The sequence below is a fragment of the Paenibacillus sp. Y5S-9 genome, from assembly GCF_036894235.1.
Lineage (GTDB): Bacteria > Bacillota > Bacilli > Paenibacillales > Paenibacillaceae > Paenibacillus.
The window spans coordinates 6599515-6620582 of sequence record NZ_CP145887.1 but is presented as its reverse complement, the minus strand read 5'-3'; the positions used below and the strand labels follow the sequence as shown (position 1 = coordinate 6620582).

Genomic DNA, 21068 nt, shown 5'->3' with positions numbered 1-21068 from the left:
GACAGGAGGGTGAGGCATGAAGTTATTCATACACCGCAAAGACTTGCGTACGGATGATCTGGCTGCATTCGATTATTTGCGGGAACACCAAGAAGAGAGTGTGCATGTTCTCATCTACGATGCATTTCTCCTGCGGCAAGGCCGAGAGAAGGAACACAGCGGTGTGAATTTTAGGCAGCATGCAGCGGAATTAGGCAGACGTTATCTTGAAGCCAAACGAAAACTGCATGTTGCTTATGGCAATCCAGCTGAAGTGGTTGAATTCATCTTGAACGAATTCAAAGGTGAGATTAACGAGATTGTGGTCCATCGGGATATGACGCCATATGCAATCGAGCGGGATAGGGCCATACGCAAAGTCAGTGAGGCACGCGAGGTTACGTTCACACAACTGACGGATCATCTGCTGATGGATCTGAATGGATTTGCCAATTTTACAGGCAAGTCGGAGCCTTATAAGGTATTTGCGGCTTTTCATCGGCGGTGGGTGGAATTCATGAATGAACATCCCAACCTTCCTTCGGCAACAACGGTTGCAGAGTTGAAGGTGAGTGATCGTCAGATTGAATGGCCGGATGCAATGCAGGTACCTCCGGAGTTGCTGGAGGGCAGTGGTTCGAATGACGAGGACCCGCATCTGCTGTTGGATCAATTTTTGTCAGATCGAATTGCTGAATATGGTGATCATCGGGATGAATATGAGGCGTACGAGCCAAGTCATCTCAGTTCTTACGTAGCTGTGGGAGCTGTATCCATTCGCAAAATGTATGATGCGGCGAGTCGCACGGCTGAGGCTGGGGAATGGATCAGGCAGTTGTGTTTCCGCGACTTCTATCTGTATCGAGCGGTCTATGAGAGTCACTATTTTACATATGAAAAGGTGTACGATCTCTCGGCTCTCCATGATGATCACTTTGAACGTTGGTGCAAGGCGGAGACAGGCATTCCGATTATTGATGCAGCGATGACGGAATTGAACGAAACTGGACATATGCCGAATCGGCTGCGGATTCTCACGGCGATGTTTCTCACCAAAAACCTGCAATGCCCATTCACCTTGGGTGAAGCCTATTTCAGGCGCAAGCTGAGTGACTATGATAACATTCAGAACCGAGGTAACTGGCTGTGGTGCGCCTCGCTTGGTGAGAACGCAGCTCCATATTTCCGGGTGAACAATCCGGTAACGCAATCGGAGAAGTACGATCCTCAAGGAGACTACATTCGAAAGTGGTTGCCAGATTTGAAGGATCTGCATAGCAAGGATATCCATCAGCCGCGCAAGGATGCCATTGTTGATCTGAAGGCATCCAGACAGGCGGCAATTGACGTGTATAAACAGATTCTGGCGAGTCGTGGGAAGTAGACTCAGTCAGGGGTGGATTCATGCCCAAACCCAAATTCACCATTTTCATCCGGTTGATCCAATATTCATTTGGTTGAGAGCAGGATGTCCCACAGACCGCGTACTCGCGGTCTTTTTTACATATATAGACATGAAAATAGTGTGAAATGTGTTGAAAATTTAGGAATTGTTAAGAAAATGGACTATCCATCTTAAGCATTATGGCTTTTAATAGATAGAGAGCTTTATTGTATTAAGTCATATCTGACATATTGACGAACACATTAAGGAGAAACGTAAACATGAGTGAAACACTGAAAAGAGAGCGAATTCCAGAGCTGAATCTGGTGCGTGCCATGGCAATTATCGGCGTACTGTGCGTGCATTCCACGTCTTATGCGACTGTGGACATGACGGGCTCAGGCTACTACTGGCTGTACAACTTTATTAATATCTTTATGAAATATGGTACGCCAACCTTTATTTTTATGAGCAGTTTTGTCCTGTTCTATAACTATTATTCCCGTCCGCTGGATAAGAAACTCGTGAGTAACTTTTACAAGAAAAGATTTGTGTATATTTTGCTTCCGTACTTCCTGTTTTCATTGATGTATTTTGTTATTCTGCATTTCACGCATTATCAGGGCCGACCGTTTGGCGAATCGGCTGTAAGTTTCATTACGAAATTGTTTACGGGTAAAGCCTATACGCATCTGTACTTTGTGTTTATTAACATGCAATTTTATCTGTTATTCCCATTGGTGTTATGGTTGCTTAAGAAGTATCCTTCTGTGGTGAAATGGTCTGTTCCGATTGGATTATTGATTCAATGGGCATTTATCGTAAGTAATAAATATGGATTCCAGGTACCCAACAAGGGAAGCTGGGCGTTCTCATACTTCTCCTATTTCATGCTGGGTGCTTTTATCGGGGTATATTTCCCTAAAATCAAGCAATGGTTTGTCATCAGTCGGGCCAATGCAACCAAAGGACGCGTAGCTTCATGGATTCTGCTCTGGGCGGTCTGGATCATTGCCGGACTTGGCCATGTGTATATCTATTACCTGCTGCGTCTGAAGATCGCAACGTATAACACACTGTGGTATGAATTCTTCTGGAATGTGCATACCTTTGCTTGTGCGCTGGTGCTTATCCAGATTGCCTATCTGCTCTATCGCAAAGGGCCTTCACTCATCGTCAAGCCGCTGAATCGGCTTGGGGCATTGTCCTTTGGCATCTATCTGATCCATCCCTTCTTCCTGCTGGTGTATCGTGAATTTCCACCGCAAACAGGTGTTTCCTGGTTAGTGCATCTGTGGTATGCCGGAGGATTCGGTGTAGCTCTAATCGCTTCGTGGATCGTCGTTGGATTGACGGCAAGGTTTGTTCCATATGCATGGGTCATCTTTGGCAATCTGCCAAAACCCAAACCACGTCTCGTCCCACAACAGAACTCGGGCCAACTGGACGTTCGTTAAGATGGTTTTCCAACACAGGAATAATAAACCGTTTCTTGGTCGACCTTAGGGGAGAGCAGGGAACGGTTTTTTCGTCTATACAGATATGCTGGATGTGGGGAACGAGTGTTTCTTTTTCATGAATGAGGGGTAATCATAAGGCGGAACGATAATACATTATGGATAACAGGATTAAGGTGAATATAATGACAACATGCGAAAAATGCGGGAGACCGATGCAAGATATATTGGAATATGTGGAACACATTCTTCACGAATGCAGTGAACAGACTCAGGAGTACAATTCGAAAGATTATCAGGCTTTTGGCCATGAGGGTGTTCGCGAGCAGATGTGATACAATAGAAAGAAACCGGATTCATACGGAACCGAGGTGACAACATGGAGACGGGTCCAGCCCCTTTCCGGCAAGGAAAGACGGAACAAGAAGCGCGACTGAGCAAAACGTGTATGTATTGCGGACAACAGCGGCCGATGTCCGAATTCCGGCGCAGAACCGGAAAGCGGGCAGGTCCCGGAGCCAGGCGGGGAGCCTGCCGCAGCTGTCGTCAGCTCGGTGGACAGGCTGACCACGATGCAGGTTCAAGCGTGAGCGGGCAAACGAATGAACGGATCGGGCGTCAACGGGATGGCTTGGAGACACGTGCTGTTACTGCCAGACCCTCTGCATCTGCAAGAAATGAGGCAGGTCGTACCTCTCATGTTATGGAGCAGGGAACTGCTACGTTGGCTGAGTCTGACAGAAGTCTGGTGTCTCAACCGTCAGTAGACTCTTCATCTTCGAATGACGATGAACATGCTGACTTGGTGACTTCCTCACCCTCTTCTTCGGGTATTCGGAAGAAGAGGAGAAGACGGAGGAAGAGCAAGCGTTCAGAGAGCATAACGGGCAATGAGCTGAGAGAGACGAGTCTGGAGCAGGATGGTTTGGCGGGTGAGGTAGGAGATAAGCCACAGCCAGGTGAGCGCTGGCGTGGGGTAGAAGGGCATTCGCAGGAGGTTCATGCTGCTGCGAATGATAAGGGCACTGCACAGCGGGCTGGCGCGCGAGCAGCCGCTGCAGGGCAGGCCGCCGAGCAAGCTGCGGCGGCCCACCAGGCTCTGCTGCCAGCTGCGCCGCAAGGCCCGGCAGCAGAGCCCATGGCTGCGGATCAACCGACCGCAGCCAAACGCAAGCGCAAGCGGCGCCGCAAGCGTGCTGCCGCGCTCGCGCCCGGCGCAGGGCAGGCCCGCAGCATAGCTGCTGAGGCCCATGCGCCGGCCTTGAGCGACCGTGGCGATGCCACCACGGTCGCTGCACCTACGGCGGCGGAGGCACAGCCTGCCGCCACCGGGCGCAAGCCTCGGCAAGCGCCGGGGGCTGCTGCGGAGGCAGGGCCTCCTGCGCCCGTGCGCCAGCCTGGCTCGCCAGGGTCCAAGCCGCGCCAGGCGCGCAAGGAGCGTGCGCCCAAGGCGAACGGCGAAGACGCTGCCCGCGTTACATCCGGGCAGCGACCCGCCCATGCCAGCCGTAGTCACGGTGCTGGCACGGATGGCCGTCCTCGCCGCCAGACGCCGTCGGCCCCGGTCGCTATCGACCCGGAAGATCCGGCTTCGCTCCGGACCAACCGGCAAGGTATGGTGCGGATGCGAGGCAAGACCGACAAGGGCAGACGCTGGCATCAGGAAGTGGACATGGAGCTTGCGGTCACGCTGGTGAAGGAAAAAGCCGCTGTGGTGGTCAATCGGTACACGATTCGCCGATTGTTCAGCAACAAGGATTTCAAACGGTATATTCTGACCCGGGATCACTACACTTGTTACTTCTGTGGATCGTATGGAGATACGATTGACCATCTGCTGCCGCGTGCCAAAGGTGGACATACCACCCCGCTCAACTGTGTCTGCGCCTGTAATCTGTGCAACCAGTCCAAAGCAGCGATGGATGCCGAAGAGTTCATGCGTTCCGGTATTCCCGAATGGAATGCTGCACATCAGGCAGAACTGATTGAAATGGCCATGCAGGAAGCGCAGCTGGAAGAAGGATAAATGCCCCCGAAGATGGAATCGGGGTTTTGATATGAAGAGCACACCAAGACCACAGAGGTCGAGGTGTGCTTTTTTGATTTAATTCTGATTTGGGTGGGAAGTGAGTTTGCTGTGCAATAATTTCTTCAAATTGACAACGGTGTTCATCGAAGATGTACGTTATACTGGGAGGGAGTTACTAAAGAAGCTTCATCATCCATATGAATGATGAAATGTATAGTGAACATCAAGCCTGAGAATTTAGACTGTATAGATTGGATGGATGCAGATGACCCCGGCAGCATTGGACATTATGTCATATATTACGGAAGAAAATATTCGTTTCTGGCTGGAGAAGTTTCGCTCCCTTGGCCCGTTACCGGGAATTTTACTTACGTTTATGAAATCATTTGTGCCGCCGCTTCCAACGCTATTAATTGTAGGCGTGAACGGTGCGGTATATGGTCTGTGGGCAGGATTTTTATATTCATGGATCGGCATGGTGCTCGGTTGTACCGTTACGTTCCTGATTGTGCGGGAGATTGGGAAATCCGCCTTTGTAGAGCGATGGGCACGCAAACCTCGTGTGCAACGCAGCATGGTATGGATTCGAAGGAATGCATTCAGTTATGTTTTTCTGCTGAGTATCTTCCCGGTAGGTCCATTCGTCATTATTAATGTGGCGGCAGGTATCGCGCGAATGCGATTGTTATCCTTCCTGCTTGCAGTGGGTTGTGGTAAAGCGATCATGATTTTCTCTGTTACGTATATCGGTTCCAATGTGGAACAATTTCTGGAGCACCCTGTACGCTGGGTAGGCGTATTGCTGTTTATTGCGATATCCCTGTGGGCAAGCCGCAAACTGGAGCGACACTTTACCCGGTCATCGTCAGATGGTGAAGATCTACATGATCTGAATCAACCCTCTGGAAAATCGATTTCCTCTTAGTTTCGGGGTACAGTGGTATCCGACTTGCGAGTACGGAACGGAACTAAAAGTTGCTAGCGTGCGATTGATTAGAGATTAAAGAAAAACATATAGACTGTACTCCGGCATGATTCTCCTACTTGTCCGGGGAACAGTCTATTTTTCATCCTTGATTACTGAACCAACTTCGCTTGTGCATTGTCCAATCGTCTTTATGATCATCACTGTATTAAGATTTCTTCCCATTCCAGATTTCTAGTAGCGGTCCGTGCTGCCCATAGACGGGATCGGTATCTGGGATCGGAACCTTTCGAATTTCCTGAAGAGCCTTGGCACGATCGTCTTCCTCACCTGTGCGTGTGTTGTAACTCATGCCGCCCGGATAAGCACCGGCAATACGAAAATCCGTGCTGGACTCCAAACGTTTATGCCCTGTTCCAGCGGGAAGCACGACAACGTCGCCTGTCTGAAGGTAAACTTTCTGTCCATTTTCTCCGCCTAAAATCAGTTCCACGAATCCACTCACCACAGCAAGAGCCTCATGAGCATTACTATGATAATGATGATAATTGAACACACCATTCAACCAGCTATTCCCCCATCCATTACGGTTCAGCAACGATTCTGCATGAAGAGCCTCTTCAGCCCATACATTCTTATACAAAAGCACAGGCAGGGTCGGATGATTGGGAATTACACCGTCATCCTGAAGGAATAACGTCTCTATGTCCTTTTTCCGTTCATTCATCTCACATCACCTCACTATAAATTACCCTATAAACTCAAAGACGAACAAAAAACAATTGTAAAATGATACAAAATGTATCATTTTAAGGTTATACTCAGTACATATACTCTCTTCAATGCACTCGTTGTATAAATCGCAAGGGGGAATCGTGTGTGAACATTGTGATTACAGGGGCTTCTGGATTTGTGGGATTTAATCTTTCGCAGTATTTGGCGCAAAAGGGGCATCAAATTATCCTTCTGGATCGGGATGATTATTGTCAGAGGCTTGTTCACATTTCTCCTCTGCATGAGATGCCGTTCATCTGTTGTGACCTTGCATCGGACCGGATTCATCTGCCTCCAGGAACAGATTACATTATTCATCTGGCAGCCATGCCACACGTGGATTATTCGTATCATCAGCCAGGAGAAGTTTTCCGCAATAATACACTCAGCACACAGGCTATTCTGCAATATGCGACCGAACATCACATTCCAGTCTTGCTGGCTTCATCCGTTGAAGTGTATGGCGGTGATTGGGGCAGAGTCTATCACGAATCAGATCCGTATGCACCTGTCTCACCTTATTCCGCATCCAAAGTCGCGTGTGAAATGCTTGCTCACTCCTACGCTCAATGTTACCAGCTTCCAGTCAAACTCTTTCGTTTGACCAACCTCTATGGTCCATGGCAATTGCCAGACCGTATTATTCCCCGAAACTTCGGTCGAATGCTGGATGGACTGCCTCTTGATATCCAGGGATCGGCAGTACGTGATTTCTTGTATGTAGATGATGCCCTCCGTGCCATTGAACAGATCATGCTGAAAGGCAAAGATGGACAGGTCTATAACATATCGACAGGGCTTGGAACAACCATGCAGGAAATCGGGGAATTGTTGAAACCGATGGATCGATCTATAGCTGCTGTAGAGATCCGGGAGCAAGAACCAACCCAGTCCAGGGGGTCCAGTCTGGTCGTACATTCAGGGAGATTGCGAGCGGAATTGGGGTGGTTACCTCAAACCACTTTGGAAAAAGGATTGGAAAGAACCTTCCGTTGGTATCGGGAACATCCCGAATGGGTCAGACAGTTCAGTCGTGAATACCATACAACAAGGGAAACGCGCAGTTTCATTATCGATATGGCAAGATACGCAGTTCCAGCAGTATAGAACGCACAAAAAAAGCCAGGGAAGGGTGTATTGAGTAACACCTTCCTTGGCTTTTTTGCGCCTCCGTCTCATTTTCAGATTTCATCCGAACACGGACAGTTAGGCTAGTTCATAACGATCTATTGCACGAAATCATCGTGCTGTTGGACCTTCACATTAAAAGGATCTAGTGATGATCTTTTTTAATGTCGGCAATTTTATCCTGTACAGCACCTTTGGCTTTGTCTTTTTTACCCTCAGCCTGAAGGGATCTGTTGTTGGTTGCATTACCGATCTGATCCTTCACTTCGCCTTTGGCTTTATTTACGCCTGCTTTGATTTTATCGCCAGTTGAATTACTCATATCGAACATCTCCTTCGTTTCTGGTGTAGTCCTTATTAACCGGGATGTCCTTATTCTAAACGTTGCTATTGTGATGCAGGCAGAAATTGTTCTGGATATTCTGTCAGAAATGAACTGTATGGAGAGTCAGTATAAGTATAGGCATTGCATAGTCGCGTGCTTCATTAAAGGAATGAGAGGATGTTATGATATGAGCAATTATATTGGCAATGGTGCGTATTGTTATGCTAATTCAGCTTCAATGCTGCTGTCGTCCATCGGAGAAAAGGTTGACCCGAGTGTCCTTGAAGCTATAGGTGGCTTTTCCCTGGGAGCTTTCCGCACGCAGGAAGACCTTCTGTTTTTTGATGACTGTACATCTAGTCCTGATCTGGCCATCAGCAAGGCGATGAGCATTCTGGGATTTAGTGTGCGCGAAAGTGTGCAAGCACGAGGTACAGAGATGCCTGTAGATGAGCTAAGAGAGGCTTTGAAGCAGGGTCCTGTCATGATGGGTCCGCTGGATATGGGCAAACTCGTCTACAATCCCAACTCTCCCAACCTGGGTGGTTGCGATCATTATGTAGTGGCGTTGAGCATGGAGGGCGATGAAATATGCCTGCATGACCCAGCCGGATTCCCCAATGTCTTCCTGACACTGGATAAACTTGAGGAAGCATGGAAGTCTGAATTCCCATGGAGTAGCGGTGTGTATCGAAGATGGTGGAGTCCTGAACGCATTGAACATCCTGATCTGGAGGAGATTAACCGTCGGGCTTTTACTTGGTTCAAATCAACCCTTACAGAACAGACCCATGATATTGCTGCACAGGAAGGACGAACCGGAGCTTCAGCCATTCTGCATAAGGCGGAACAGGTTCGTGCTGGAGCAATCGATGATAATGAGTGGGCTCATTATGTGTATTTTGCTCTGCCAGTAGGCGCGCGTCGTGCCCATGATTATGGTTTGTTTTTTAAAACAATCCATCCTGACCTATCTGCTTTGAAATACGCACAATCCCGCCAATTCGGGGAATGCCAATCCCGTCTTGTCTCTCGGAACTGGGAGGCTGCTGCGACAATCATGGTGGCACTCGCGGAGACGGAAGCCATGATCGAAGCTTCTATTCTGAAGATGGAGTAATGAAAGTGGAGCGGCGTTATAAGGAAGGGAGATATACATGGATGGATTAACTAATAATCGCCATATCAGGCCAGGGGAAGATGAGATATTAGAGGATCGTCAAAATGAGCCGGATATCACGCTTATCCAACGAGCCCAAACGGGGGATACAGAGGCTTTTGGAGATTTGATTCACCGTCACCGTGGGCAATTGTTTCGTTATGTGCGAGCACTTACGTATGATTCTTATCTCGCAGAAGACATTTTACAGGATGGGCTTATTCGTGCGTTCATTCATATGGGACAGCTTCAGAATGCTGAGCGTTTTATGGCCTGGATGCAGCGTATTATTCGTAATCAGGCGTACTCACATATGCAGCGCCAAAAGCAGCAGCGGGAACAACATTTTTCTTCGTTTTTTGCATTTGGATTTGGAGCCGATGATACCTCATGGAGCGATCAAGACTTACTCGACATGACGCTGAATCATCTTCTGAATGACTCAAATTGGAGATCGCAGGAGACAGGCTATGATCCGTATCAAGCTGTTGTTCAGCAGGAAATGAGGAACAATCTCCACAGGCTGTTGGGTTGTCTGAATGAAAGAGAACAACAGGTCTTCACATCATATTGGATGGAGCAGCTGTCACCGCAAGAAATGGCCTACAAATTCAATCTGACAATTGCCAATGTGTATCAAATTCTGTCCCGTTCACGTAAAAAAGTGTCTCAGTTTCATATTCATTTATCTGTAGAAGAAATGCTGGCAGAGTGGAATTCACTTGGGCAAAATCGAGTGACTCTGGAGGAGCCCCTTTCGTTTCGGGCTCCCCAAACCTGGAACTCGGCAGCAGCATCCATTCACGAGATGTTAGGTTATATCGGTCCATCTCCGTCTCTTCCCATGGTTATGGGGATGAGTGGACTTTCTTTTCGTCTGACCATCCTGCCTCAGGACATACATATCGCTGGACCTACCGCCTATAACTTCAAAGAGGTGCTTACAAGAGGATTGCAACATATGGGTTATCGTTCCCATGCGGTTGAGGCTTTGGCGAGCGAAGCGGGACTTAATGCCAATCTGGTCGATCCTTCGATGCTAGAGGAGAAAGCGAAGGGGAAAAGGTTGCTTAATCCAAGACTTGTTCAGGCCCTTTCCTTGATACGTTACTCCATTCATCGGGGAATTCCGGCCGTTGTGTGGGACCTGAATATTCCCGAATTCGGGTTGATCTATGGCTATGATGACGCAGCCCGGACCCTATACGGTACCGATTTCATTAAATCAGGAACAATTCCCTATGATCATGTAGGCCGGGGTGTGAATCAGGAAGTATTTGTGCTGGCAGCGGAATCAGATGGCATGATACGAGAAATGAACTTGCACGCGGCACTAACAGCTGTTTTGGCTCATTATCGTGGGGAGGACCCTTATACCTTGCCGAACACTGTCAGTGGTCTTGCTGTCTATGCAGTTTGGAGAGAAGCCCTAGAATATAGACGGGTAGAACCGAACGGTCACGCCTATAACATTGCGGTTTTGTGGGATGCAAGACGTTATGCAAGTGAGTTTTTCAAAGAACTTTCTCTACAGTGGGCGTCGACTGCCTGTTATTCCAGCTTGATTCCATTCTGTCTTCAGGCAGAAGAGTTATATCGAAACATGTCCCAAAAGTTAAATACACTCGCGGAACTATTTCCTTTTCCAGAAGGAGGACTGCCTGATGAGAAGCTTCATGCCGATCAGGCTATCTCGATACTTCTGGAAGTGGAGGAATTGGAGCGAGCCGCCGTCGTTGTAATAAAAGCGTTGCTTGAAGGAATGGCTCAGCATTCCCCAGGAATAGTTATGGGATGACCTGAATGATTCAATCGGGCGTATAGTAAAGCAAAATATCAGGAGGTATGACGATTCGTCAGGCCTTCTTGGTGTCTTTTTTGCTTTCATGCCAGAATAGGTTCATACTTGAACAAGAAATGATGTCATTTCAGGAATAAGGCTGTACCCCTAGCTGCATAATAACGACAGTGACCAATTTCGTTGCATGAAATTCATGATTTTGGAAAACAATTCCTGAATCATTAGTTGAAAAAATCCTTCCTTGTGTACATATCGCACATATGGTCATATGGGATCTTGTCTTCATACCACATGTGGTAGGATGACGGATCTGGGACAGGAGAATAATCGATTTTAATCCGACCGCAATGCTTGACAAAAAAATCGATTTTGCTACAATGTTCACAATATCTTCACAAGTGTAAAAAATTTCTTTTTCATGTTCATGTGTAAGAGGTGTAATATAAGGGTATAGAGTTCGGTTTCGGCCTGCTTGTCGTTTTGTGCGTCAACACATGTTGTCCGCAATAGATCCAAGATACAATGCATGATATGGGAGTGGCCATGAGCTACGCTCATCCTATTGTGTGAAATTTGGTACATTTAGATGTATTCGATGTATTTTGTGGTTCGGCTCTGCTTGACAGGCATCATGAAAGTCGCGGACTTCTATCCCAAAGTAAAGGAGGACTTTCTCTTATGTCACAATCGCCTACTCAACAAGAGGTGCCAGTTACAGAAGGTGCCAACGTTTCCGAGCGCCAGTCCTTGGACGTTCTGGATCAACTGATGAAGCCTGAGGTACAGGAGTCTTTAACCGTTCTGGTGGAGAACCTGCCTAAATTGGCTGAAATGGTTACTGCTATGACCAAAGCTTATGACTTTGCACAAAGTGTAGCAACAGACAAAGTTCTGATCAGCGACACAATGAGCGCAATGGGCGAGTTCGCTAAGCCTGTTGTAGACAAAGCTAAAGGTGTAGCTTCTGCTGCTATCGAAGCCAATGACCGTGCGCAAACAGAGCAAACTTCAGTTGGCTTGTTCGCTATGCTGAAAATGCTTAAAGATCCAAACGTACAACAATCGCTTCGTTTTGCTCAATCTTTCTTGAGCATCCTGAACGAGCGTCAACAACCGAAACGTTAAGACTTAGAAGAACGGAGGATGGATATGTCGAAGCAAATTTTGATCTTGGGTGGAGGATACGGCGGTCTGTTGACTGCATTGACTGCACGTCAATACTTGTCTCCGGAAGAAGCGACAATTACTGTCGTGAACCGTTACCCTACACACCAAATTATCACGGAACTGCACCGTCTTGCAGCGGGAAGCATTGCTGAACAAGCAGTTGCTCTTCCACTCGAAAAATTGCTGCGTGGCAAAAACGTGAACTTGAAAATCGATACGGTGGATACAATCAAGCCGGACGAGAAGAAAGTTCTGATGACCAGCGGCTCCACATACTCTTACGATGCACTTGTCGTTGCCTTGGGTAGCGAAACGGCATTCTTCGGAATTCCGGGATTGCAAGAGTACAGCTTCACGCTCAAATCGGTTAGCGATGCAAACCGTATTCGTGCACACGTTGAAGCACGTCTTGATGCTTACAAACAGTCCGGCAACAAAGCAGACGCTACGTTTGTTATTGGTGGCGGCGGCTTGACAGGTATTGAGCTTGTTGGCGAATTCGCTGACCTGCTTCCTGCAGTATGTCAAGAAAAAGGCATCGACTTCAAAGAAGTATCCCTGTACACAGTTGAAGCAGGTCCTTCCATCCTGGCAGGATTCCCGCCAGAGCTGGTTGAACGTGCTAAATCAAGTCTTGAGAAACGTGGCGTTAACTTCATCGTTGGCGTAGCGATTACCGAGATGAAAGAAAACGAAGTTCTGCTGAAAGACGGCAGCTCCATCCCTACGAACACACTCGTATGGACAGGTGGCGTACAAGGCAACGCTGTTGTTGCTAACAGCGGAATTGAAGTGGATCGTGGCCGTGCGAAAGTTACGGAAGTTCTGCAATCTACTTCACACAAAGACGTGTTTGTTGCTGGTGACAGCGCAGTGGTCTTCCCTAGCGAAGGCGCTCGCCCTTACCCTCCAACAGCACAATTGGCTTGGCAAATGGGTGAGACTATTGGTCACAACCTGGGCGTTATGTTCAAAGGTGGCGCAATGGAATCCTTCACACCAGTATTCTCCGGTACGCTGGGAAGTCTGGGTCGTAAAGATGCTGTCGGCATGATCGGTGGCAACCAGACTCGTCTGAAAGGTCTGCCTGCAACCATGATGAAAGAAGCAAGTAACATCCGTTACCTGGCTCATATTCACGGTTTGTTCGCACTGGCTTACTAATCTTCATGCCATTCAAGGGCGCCCTTTTGGGCGTCCTTTTTGGTTGTAACCATTACAAAGGAAAACAGATATTCAGATGGGAAAAAGGTATGGCAGAAGTGGTCAATGTGAGGTGGCGTATAAACCACCTAGGGTATATGGCATATTAATGGGACAACGGAAGAATTCACATTTCATAGAGGTACTGAACAGGCATGGACATGAAGCCGGCGCTTAGAAGCGCCGGCTTTCGTTTAAATTATAGGATGAGCATCTTTAAATAAAAGGAACGGGGAGCAACAACAAGCCATCCGTTCAACTGAGAGGAGAATGACGTATGAACGTTTTAGTTATAGGAGCAAATGGACAAATCGGCAAGTTTGTGGTGGAGCAGCTGGCACAGGAAGGCAAACATAAAGTAACGGCCATGATCCGCAAACCGGAGCAGGCGGATGCACTGAAGGAACTCGGTGCCGAAGTGGTAATTGGTGACCTGGAGGGTAGTGTAGAGGACTTGGCTGAGGCAATGAAGGATCATAATGCCATTGTATTTACGGCAGGTTCTGGCGGATCTACCGGTCAGGACAAAACACTGCTGATTGATCTCGACGGTGCGGTGAAAACGATGGAAGCCGCAGAGCAGCAAGGAATCTCCAGATATATTCTGGTCAGTGCGTATGGCGCAGATCAACGGGAGAAATGGTCAGAGTCCATCAAGCCTTATTACGTGGCGAAACATTATGCGGATCGTGCGTTGTTTGCAAGTGATCTCAATTACACGATTATACGTCCAGGTGGTCTCAAGAATGAACCGGGCACAGGCAAGATTGCAGTTGGAACCGATCTGGAGCCGGGAAGCATCCCGCGTGAAGATGTGGCCCGTGTCATCGTGGCTTCTTTGCAGGAAGAGAAGACGTACCGGATGGCCTTTGATCTGATTGCCGGGGAGCATCCGGTTGAAGATGCCTTGGGCAAATTGTAGATGTTATTGTAAGATAACGGGAGAATGAAATGATGGGGATGAGGGGGAGCGCTGCATGAACGAAGCCGTGCTGGTCATAGAGGATGAGCCCAAAATAGCACGTCTGCTGGAACTGGAACTACAGTATGAGGGCTATCAGGTAGGCAAGGCTGGTAGTGGAACAGAAGGACTGGAGAAGTATGCAGAAGGACAGTGGGATCTGATTCTGCTGGATGTGATGTTGCCTGGTCTGAGTGGCATTGAGGTGTTGCGTCGAGTTCGGGCCAAAGACGCTACAGTTCCGATCATTATGCTCACTGCCAAAGATTCGGTAGAAGACAAAGTATCTGGCCTGGATCTCGGAGCCAATGATTACATCACCAAGCCGTTCCAGATTGAAGAGCTGCTTGCCCGAGTTCGAGCTGCATTGCGGCTTAGTGCAGTGGCGTCGGTTGCTTCTTCCGCTTCTTCGTCTACACCTGCTGATACGGGGAATGGCTCTTCTGGGCATCAGGATGAAGCTGAGGCGGGCTGGTTGACGGCTGCCGGGTTGAAACTGAATGAAGGTACGCGAGAGGTATCCCGAGATGGTGTGGCCATTGAGCTTACTCCACGTGAGTTCGACCTGCTCGTGTATCTGCTGCAGAATCAACGTCAGGTGCTCAGTCGTGACCAGATCGTGCAGGCCGTGTGGGGATACGATTATTATGGAGATACCAATGTGGTGGATGTGTACATCCGTTATGTGCGCAAAAAGGTGGATAACGGATTCACACCACCCTTAATACATACCGTACGGGGCGTAGGATACGTCCTGAAGGAACAGTTATGAGCCTGCGCAGTAAAATCTACGGGTATTCGTCTGTATTATTTGCTGTGCTGTTAATCGCGGTGAACCTGTCGGTCTACATCGTGTTTGAACGGATGTCCATTGATAACGAGGTTAATCGGGTGGAAGCGGAAGCGGAGTCTATTGTCAAAGGAGTGCGTCAGTCTGCCGGCTCCATTCCGCCGGATGACTTGTTGCGGGCCTACGCGCCTGTGAACGGCATGCTTCGGATCGTTAATGAAGACGGCACCAGTTCCCCGGTGACAACAACAGCAGCTTCCGAGCAGCTGAGCAAGCTACCTTATAAGTACGAAAGTGAGAAAAAATCGGAGTATACCCAAGTTGAACAGATTGGTTATGTGTGGGTATCAGTCCCGGTCATCTGGCCTGATGGCGAGGTGGTGAATGTACAGGTCACCGAGAGCATTGCAGAGACGGAGAATCGTCTGTCTGTACTTCGGACTGTGCTTGTGGCAGTCACAATTATTGCTCTCATTCCAGCCATTATCTCCAGCCGGATTCTGGCGAATCGGATGACCAGACCGATTCAGCAGATGACACGCACGATGAGTGACATTCAGTCCAGCGGCCAATTCAAGCGTCTTCCATTGGAGGAAGGATCGAAAGATGAACTGAAAACGATGGGACAGACATTTAACCGGATGATGGACTTGCTCGAATCCAACTTTGAACGACAAGAACGGTTTGTATCCGATGCATCTCATGAGCTCAAAACACCGCTGACCATTATTGAAAGCTATGCCAGTCTGCTACAGCGGCGAGGGAAAGAGCGGCCCGAGGTATTTGATGAAGCGGTGGAAGCGATTCTGTCCGAATCGGTTCGCATGCGAGAGATGACCGAGCAACTGCTACTGCTCGCGAAGCAGCCAGAGCAGTGGAATGTACAGTTGGAGCGTGTGGATATTACGAGACTGGCGACAGACTCCACACGTGCGTTTCGCGAAGCCTATCACCGCGAAGTCCGGTGTGAAGATCCAGGTTCAATCTGGGCGATCAGCGATGAGAGCAAGCTGAAGCAGCTAATGTTTATTTTGCTGGATAATGCCCGGAAGTATAGTGAAGATGCAATTGAAGTCAGGCTGGAAGCCAAGGGGCAAGAGTGCCGAATTCGGATCGTGGATACCGGAATTGGTATGCGGGAGGAAGAGCTGGAGAAGGTATTTGACCGATTCTACCGGGTTGATCCGGCCAGAACACGTAGCCTAGGCGCAAGTGGTTCAGGTCTGGGATTGTCACTTGCCAAAGAGCTTGCAGGAGCAGTTGGAGCACGGATCGAACTGACCAGCACCGAGGGTGAAGGCACCGAGGCTTCGATTATTTTGCCTTTATCGGTTCAGAACGGGCCGCTCTCATGAAATTCTCATTCTTCTCTTATATACTGATAAGCATCAGATCAACTGGGGATGATAAGAGAGTGCATAGGGGGAAACGTGATGACAGAGCATGAGCAGCGACCACCGGAGATGAAACGGCATGAACAGGGGAATAGCGGATGGGCGAAATCGCGAAGATCACTCTGGTGGGGGTCGGGGCTTCTCGTTGTGCTGATTGTGGCAGCAGTTGTGTGGTGGAAGCCGTGGCAATCGACTGGTGCGGTACTTACGGCAGATGCGGCGGCCCAATCCGTGCTGGATCAATATCCAGGTGAGATTGTGAATTCCACGTTGAAGGACGGCACGTATATCATGCAGCTCCGTTCGGAGACCGGACTGTATGACGTGCAGGTGGATGCCGTCACGGCTACCGTGAATTCCATCAAACGGCTGGAGTCGAACCCACAAGCGGAAGAGAAGACGTTATGGAGCCGCGAGCAGATCAAGACGGCGTTGTTAAAACAACAAACAGATAACCAATTGGTCTCGCTTGAACTTGTGGAGCAGCAAGGCAGTCCGGTATACACCGCGGTCGTGAAGGCGAAGGATAACAGTCGTGAAGAACTCACGATTGATCCATACACGGGAGAGACGATAGCTTCCAAAACAATAGCAGCCCCGACAACTGAACCAACCAAGGATGATCCCAAACCTCAGTTTCTGAGCGAGAAACAAGCCAAGCAGAAGGCACTTGCGGAGGTCCCGGGAGAAGTGGACGACATCGAACTGCGTGGAACCAACAGTGGGAATCCATATTATCTGGTTGAAATTGATCTGGAGGATGGCCGAGAGGCTATTGTGCAGGTGAATGCCATCTCAGGAGCAATTCGTTCGGTGACTTGGGATGAGGACGATGATTAACCTTTTGCAAAGAACCCATTAAATATAGTTATCGTGTTAAACTGCTTTAGAGAGATGATTCCTATTTTAGGGGTCATCTTTTTCAATTAGATGGACAATGAATACCTGTTAAATGAGCATTCTCTTCATTTTCTCATCAAATTCTAATCTAACTCTCGCTGATCTCTCATTCCTGCAGGTTATTCTATAAATGTAGACGAGAACGAAACAACAAACGAGGAGATGAATGATGATGAACAAACATAAACTTTGGATTGGTAGCTTGTCAGCAGCAGTATTACTTGGTGGATCAGCCGTAGCGGCTAGCGGGAATGTGAACGGACAATCGGTGCAAACTACACCAACGTCAACAACACAATCTGTAACACAGAATCAGAACAGCACAGGTAAAATGCTGAATGCATCACAAGCGAAAGCGTTGGCGTTAAAAGCAGCCGATGGTAAAGTGGATGACGTGGATCTGGAGCGTAGAAACGGCCAAACGTTCTATGAAGTTGAGATCGACAGAAAAGGAACCAATGATGTTGTCGTTCGTCTGGATGCTTATACAGGCAAAATTCTTGCGGTCGTGAATGATGAAGACTACGATGATGACGACGATTATAAAGGTACTGCAACAGGCAACACGTCTAATAACTCTGCTTCCAAGCAGGTCAAATTGACGGCATCCCAAGCTTCAAACATTGCGTTGAAACAAGTTACGGGTGGTAAAGTAACCAAAGTCGAGCTGGATCATGATGATGGTCGCTATGTGTATGAGATCGAACTGAGAACCGCTCAAGGTGAAGCAGATGTAGATATCGATGCCAACACAGGTAAAGTGTTATCGTTTGACCAGGATTTTGACGACCAAGATTAAGCAATAAGGGCGAGTATACGCCGATAAAACATCATATAAAAACCTGCCTATGAACAGCCGCACACAGCTAGAGATCGTTAAATCATGGAGGGGCAGGGCAGGTATAGCAGAGGACGCTTCGGGGGAAGCGTCTTTTTTCTGTTTATGGAGAGAGCTGAGTATGAGATTGTACATTTTCCGCCGGATTGTTCACTATTCAAGCAGGAATGTGGCGGATACAATCGGAATCAGGGAGGTGATCGCCCAGCCAGTATTGCCAGGAATTCTTTTGCTAAAATGCATCATCGATCGGAGGCAGATGAGACATATCGATTTATTTCATGTAAGCGCTTCACAAAAAATATGGAGGTGCATTACGATATGGCTATGAACGATGGATGGTTGAAAAAGAATACACATTCACGTCGCTTTACCCGCCGCTTAAGTTATCTGCTTGCTTTGGTTTTGGCGCTGCAATCAATAGGTATGCTGCTCGCACCCGGACCGAATGCTTCAGCTGCTCCGCTCAGTGTAACGAACGGGATACAGTTCAAGGATACCAATGGCAATGTCGTTCATGCTCATGGGGGCGGGATGATCAAGGCAAATGGGTATTATTACTGGTTTGGGGAGAATCGTAATACGAATGGAACGTTCAAGGCGGTATCGGTGTATCGTTCATCGGATCTGAAGAACTGGGAGTATCGCAATGATGTGCTCACCAGCAGCTCGGCAGCCGAGTTAAATATCTCCAACATTGAACGCCCAAAAGTCATCTATAACAGTTCGACTGGCAAATATGTGCTGTGGATGCACAAGGAGAATGGTCTGGATTATGGCGAGGCCCGAGTGGCCGTAGCTACTTCGAATACGGTTGATGGCAACTACACGTATGTGGGCAGCTATCGTCCACTTGGGTATGATTCCAGAGACATGACGGTGTACAACGATAACGGAACCGCTTATCTGATCTCCGCGACCCGAGTGAATGCAGATCTGAATATATATAAGCTGACCCCGGATTTCCTCGGTGTGGAATCCCTTGTCACAACACTGTGGCCCGGACAATATCGTGAAGCACCTGCCCTATTCAAAAAAGATGGCGTCTACTTCCTGATCACCTCGGGTGCCACTGGCTGGAATCCGAATCAGGCGAAATATGCGACAGCCTCCAGCATTACAGGCACATGGAGCGGTCTCAGTAACTTTGGAGACAGTACAACGTATGGTTCCCAATCTACCTATGTTGTTCCGGTAGAGGGTTCACAAACAACCTCCTATCTCTACATGGGTGATCGCTGGGCTGGAGCGTGGAGCGGACCTGTGCAGGATTCCAAGTATGTCTGGCTGCCACTTTCATTCCCAAGCGCAACCAGTCTGGCGATGAACTGGGCCAGCAGTATTACGATTGATACAGCAACAGGGATCGTGACCGGAGTGAATACACCGGATGTATGGGACCCGAATGCTTCATATCAGCTGATTAGTCGTAAAAGTAACAAGTTGCTTAATGTCATCGGGGGTTCTTCCGCCAACGGTGCGGATCTGGAGCAGCGAGCAGATGGGGGAACAACAAGTCAACAGTGGCAGATTACCGATGCGGGTGGCGGCTATGTCAAAATCATCAACCGTTCCAGTGGTAAGCTAATCGGTGTGGAAAATGGTGCCACGACCGATGGGGCTGTCATTGAACAGTGGAATGATGGTGGCTGGGCTAGCCAACAATGGCAGCTCGTCCATGTAGGTGGTGGTTATTATAAACTGAAAAACCGCAGTACAGGCAAGGTTTTGGATATTTCCGGTCAATCCTTGGCAGATGGTGCTGCGGCCATCCAGTGGACGGATAATGGTGGTACGAATCAGCATTTTCAGATTGTTAAGGTGCAGTAAGACGTTTTAGATATTAGAAAATAATAAAATTCAAAATAATGTGGAAGCCCTTGTCTCTTACCTTAAGGTGGGACAGGGGCTTTGTGATGTATTAGAGCTTGTTACGTGATGCTCTTACTCGAAAGGGATATCCAGTTGATGGCTCATATCGTGACCTATTTCCGATCATTACCATCCCAATCTGTGGTAAACTAGTAGAATTGTAGAAAAAGATAGAGACAGGAGCTGGATAACGAAGTGAGTGAACAACAAGTGCTGTCAATTGAAAGCTTACGTATGAGATATAACGGACGTTATGTGCTGAATGGCATCGATCTGGAAGTGAATCGCGGTGAGATGATTGGATATATTGGTCCGAATGGGGCTGGCAAAAGTACAACGGTTAAGATTTTACTCGGGCTGGTTGAAGGATATGTAGGCACGGTGCGAATCTTTGGTAAAGATATTGCGGATGGGGATGTAGAGTATAAGCGCAGAATCGGTTATGTTCCGGAGGTCGCGGAATTGTACGAACAATTAACGCCTGCCGAGTATCTGACTTTTACGGGAGAGTTATACGGCATGTCCTATGAAGATGCGGATTACAAAGCCAAGCTATTGATGGATTGTTTTGGACTGGAAAAATCATATCATTCCCGCATTGCATCCTTTTCTAAAGGTATGCGTCAGAAAGTGCTGTTAATCTCTGCGCTGCTGCATGACCCGGATCTGCTATTTCTGGATGAACCACTCAGCGGATTGGATGCCAATAGTGTGATGGTGGTCAAAGAGATTTTGTCACAATTGTCAGCTAAAGGCACAACGATCTTCTATTCGTCACACATCATGGATGTGGTGGAGAAGATCAGCAGTCGAATTGTACTGATCGCTGAAGGACGCGTGGTGGCGGACGGAACGTTCAAGCAGCTCCAACAGCAGTCCATGGAAGGGACGTTGGAGGAAGTATTTAATCAATTAACGGGCTTCAATGAGCACAAAGCCATTGCGGAGCGATTTGTATCGATTGTGCAGGAGGTGTACTGAT

The 21068-nt window shown here is 48.2% G+C and carries 17 protein-coding genes and 1 pseudogene; 16 read left to right on the top strand and 2 right to left on the bottom strand.

The annotated features are described in order from the left end of the window. The first annotated feature begins 16 nt into the window (after window positions 1-16). From V6669_RS29050 to V6669_RS29035, 4 genes and pseudogenes are all read left to right on the top strand, one after another. Window positions 17-1363 carry a deoxyribodipyrimidine photo-lyase gene (locus V6669_RS29050; RefSeq protein ID WP_338589239.1) on the top strand — a complete coding sequence of 449 codons (1347 nt, stop codon included), beginning with the start codon at window positions 17-19 and terminating at the stop codon, window positions 1361-1363. A 281-nt stretch (window positions 1364-1644) separates the two neighbouring features. Continuing rightward, window positions 1645-2820: an acyltransferase gene (locus V6669_RS29045; RefSeq protein WP_338589237.1), complete on the top strand. Its 1176-nt coding sequence runs from the start codon at window positions 1645-1647 to the stop codon at window positions 2818-2820. A gap of 1591 nt (window positions 2821-4411) precedes the next feature. Next, window positions 4412-4846: pseudogene (locus tag V6669_RS29040) on the top strand (HNH endonuclease); the annotation flags it as partial. 268 nt (window positions 4847-5114) lie between these two features. After that, window positions 5115-5774: a TVP38/TMEM64 family protein gene (locus tag V6669_RS29035; protein ID WP_338589235.1), complete on the top strand. Its 660-nt coding sequence runs from the start codon at window positions 5115-5117 to the stop codon at window positions 5772-5774. Between the two features lie 208 nt (window positions 5775-5982). Here V6669_RS29035 and V6669_RS29030 read toward each other — a convergent pair whose 3' ends face one another. Next, complete coding sequence (locus V6669_RS29030) at window positions 5983-6501, bottom strand: cupin domain-containing protein (protein WP_338589233.1); 519 nt, start codon at window positions 6499-6501, stop codon at window positions 5983-5985. 152 nt (window positions 6502-6653) lie between these two features. On the opposite strand from V6669_RS29030, the gene V6669_RS29025 reads away from it, so the two are divergent. Next, window positions 6654-7655, top strand: a complete 1002-nt coding sequence (locus V6669_RS29025) for an NAD-dependent epimerase/dehydratase family protein (protein ID WP_338589230.1) — start codon at window positions 6654-6656, stop codon at window positions 7653-7655. Between the two features lie 166 nt (window positions 7656-7821). Here the strand turns inward: V6669_RS29025 and V6669_RS29020 are convergent, their stop codons facing one another. Further along, entirely contained in the window at window positions 7822-7998 is a 177-nt protein-coding gene (locus V6669_RS29020; RefSeq protein ID WP_074092719.1) for a CsbD family protein, read from the bottom strand. Between the two features lie 190 nt (window positions 7999-8188). Between V6669_RS29020 and V6669_RS29015 the strand changes: the two genes are divergently transcribed. From V6669_RS29015 to V6669_RS28965, 11 genes are all read left to right on the top strand, one after another. Further along, complete coding sequence (locus tag V6669_RS29015) at window positions 8189-9121, top strand: hypothetical protein (RefSeq protein WP_051447001.1); 933 nt, start codon at window positions 8189-8191, stop codon at window positions 9119-9121. Between the two features lie 37 nt (window positions 9122-9158). Next, window positions 9159-10958 carry a sigma-70 family RNA polymerase sigma factor gene (locus V6669_RS29010; protein ID WP_338589225.1) on the top strand — a complete coding sequence of 600 codons (1800 nt, stop codon included), beginning with the start codon at window positions 9159-9161 and terminating at the stop codon, window positions 10956-10958. A 681-nt stretch (window positions 10959-11639) separates the two neighbouring features. Further along, a complete protein-coding gene (locus V6669_RS29005; RefSeq protein ID WP_017691658.1) occupies window positions 11640-12086 on the top strand; it encodes a DUF1641 domain-containing protein in 447 nt (148 codons plus the stop codon). Window positions 12087-12110: 24 nt separating this feature from the next. After that, the gene (locus tag V6669_RS29000; RefSeq protein ID WP_036606574.1) at window positions 12111-13292 is read left to right on the top strand and encodes an NAD(P)/FAD-dependent oxidoreductase; all 1182 of its coding nucleotides are present in this window, start codon (window positions 12111-12113) and stop codon (window positions 13290-13292) included. 316 nt (window positions 13293-13608) lie between these two features. After that, window positions 13609-14253, top strand: coding sequence for an SDR family oxidoreductase (locus tag V6669_RS28995; RefSeq protein ID WP_338589220.1), 645 nt, complete (start codon window positions 13609-13611; stop codon window positions 14251-14253). 55 nt (window positions 14254-14308) lie between these two features. After that, window positions 14309-15064 carry a response regulator transcription factor gene (locus tag V6669_RS28990; RefSeq protein WP_338589218.1) on the top strand — a complete coding sequence of 252 codons (756 nt, stop codon included), beginning with the start codon at window positions 14309-14311 and terminating at the stop codon, window positions 15062-15064. Then, window positions 15061-16437 (top strand): ATP-binding protein, encoded by a 1377-nt coding sequence (locus tag V6669_RS28985; RefSeq protein WP_338589216.1) that lies wholly within the window; start codon window positions 15061-15063, stop codon window positions 16435-16437. Before V6669_RS28990 ends, V6669_RS28985 begins: the two co-directional genes overlap by 4 nt. Before the next feature lie 78 nt (window positions 16438-16515). Then, complete coding sequence (locus tag V6669_RS28980) at window positions 16516-17316, top strand: PepSY domain-containing protein (protein WP_338589214.1); 801 nt, start codon at window positions 16516-16518, stop codon at window positions 17314-17316. Window positions 17317-17542: 226 nt separating this feature from the next. Continuing rightward, window positions 17543-18175: a PepSY domain-containing protein gene (locus V6669_RS28975; RefSeq protein ID WP_338589212.1), complete on the top strand. Its 633-nt coding sequence runs from the start codon at window positions 17543-17545 to the stop codon at window positions 18173-18175. 360 nt (window positions 18176-18535) lie between these two features. Continuing rightward, window positions 18536-20044, top strand: coding sequence for an RICIN domain-containing protein (locus V6669_RS28970; RefSeq protein ID WP_289390641.1), 1509 nt, complete (start codon window positions 18536-18538; stop codon window positions 20042-20044). Window positions 20045-20281: 237 nt separating this feature from the next. Next, complete coding sequence (locus V6669_RS28965; RefSeq protein ID WP_047840868.1) at window positions 20282-21067, top strand: ABC transporter ATP-binding protein; 786 nt, start codon at window positions 20282-20284, stop codon at window positions 21065-21067. Window position 21068: the final 1 nt, after the last annotated feature.

Excerpts from the sequence above, each read along its gene's own strand:
- V6669_RS29050 (WP_338589239.1), top strand. The coding sequence starts at position 17 with ATGAAGTTATTCATACACCGCAAAGACTTGCGTACGGATGATCTGGCT.
- V6669_RS29035 (WP_338589235.1), top strand. The coding sequence starts at position 5,115 with ATGACCCCGGCAGCATTGGACATTATGTCATATATTACGGAAGAAAAT.
- V6669_RS29020 (WP_074092719.1), bottom strand. The coding sequence starts at position 7,998 with ATGAGTAATTCAACTGGCGATAAAATCAAAGCAGGCGTAAATAAAGCC.
- V6669_RS28970 (WP_289390641.1), top strand. The coding sequence starts at position 18,536 with ATGGCTATGAACGATGGATGGTTGAAAAAGAATACACATTCACGTCGC.
- V6669_RS28985 (WP_338589216.1), top strand. The coding sequence starts at position 15,061 with ATGAGCCTGCGCAGTAAAATCTACGGGTATTCGTCTGTATTATTTGCT.
- V6669_RS28995 (WP_338589220.1), top strand. The coding sequence starts at position 13,609 with ATGAACGTTTTAGTTATAGGAGCAAATGGACAAATCGGCAAGTTTGTG.
- V6669_RS29005 (WP_017691658.1), top strand. The coding sequence starts at position 11,640 with ATGTCACAATCGCCTACTCAACAAGAGGTGCCAGTTACAGAAGGTGCC.
- V6669_RS29015 (WP_051447001.1), top strand. The coding sequence starts at position 8,189 with ATGAGCAATTATATTGGCAATGGTGCGTATTGTTATGCTAATTCAGCT.
- V6669_RS29000 (WP_036606574.1), top strand. The coding sequence starts at position 12,111 with ATGTCGAAGCAAATTTTGATCTTGGGTGGAGGATACGGCGGTCTGTTG.
- V6669_RS28975 (WP_338589212.1), top strand. The coding sequence starts at position 17,543 with ATGATGATGAACAAACATAAACTTTGGATTGGTAGCTTGTCAGCAGCA.
- V6669_RS28990 (WP_338589218.1), top strand. The coding sequence starts at position 14,309 with ATGAACGAAGCCGTGCTGGTCATAGAGGATGAGCCCAAAATAGCACGT.
- V6669_RS29010 (WP_338589225.1), top strand. The coding sequence starts at position 9,159 with ATGGATGGATTAACTAATAATCGCCATATCAGGCCAGGGGAAGATGAG.
- V6669_RS29030 (WP_338589233.1), bottom strand. The coding sequence starts at position 6,501 with ATGAATGAACGGAAAAAGGACATAGAGACGTTATTCCTTCAGGATGAC.
- V6669_RS28980 (WP_338589214.1), top strand. The coding sequence starts at position 16,516 with ATGACAGAGCATGAGCAGCGACCACCGGAGATGAAACGGCATGAACAG.
- V6669_RS29045 (WP_338589237.1), top strand. The coding sequence starts at position 1,645 with ATGAGTGAAACACTGAAAAGAGAGCGAATTCCAGAGCTGAATCTGGTG.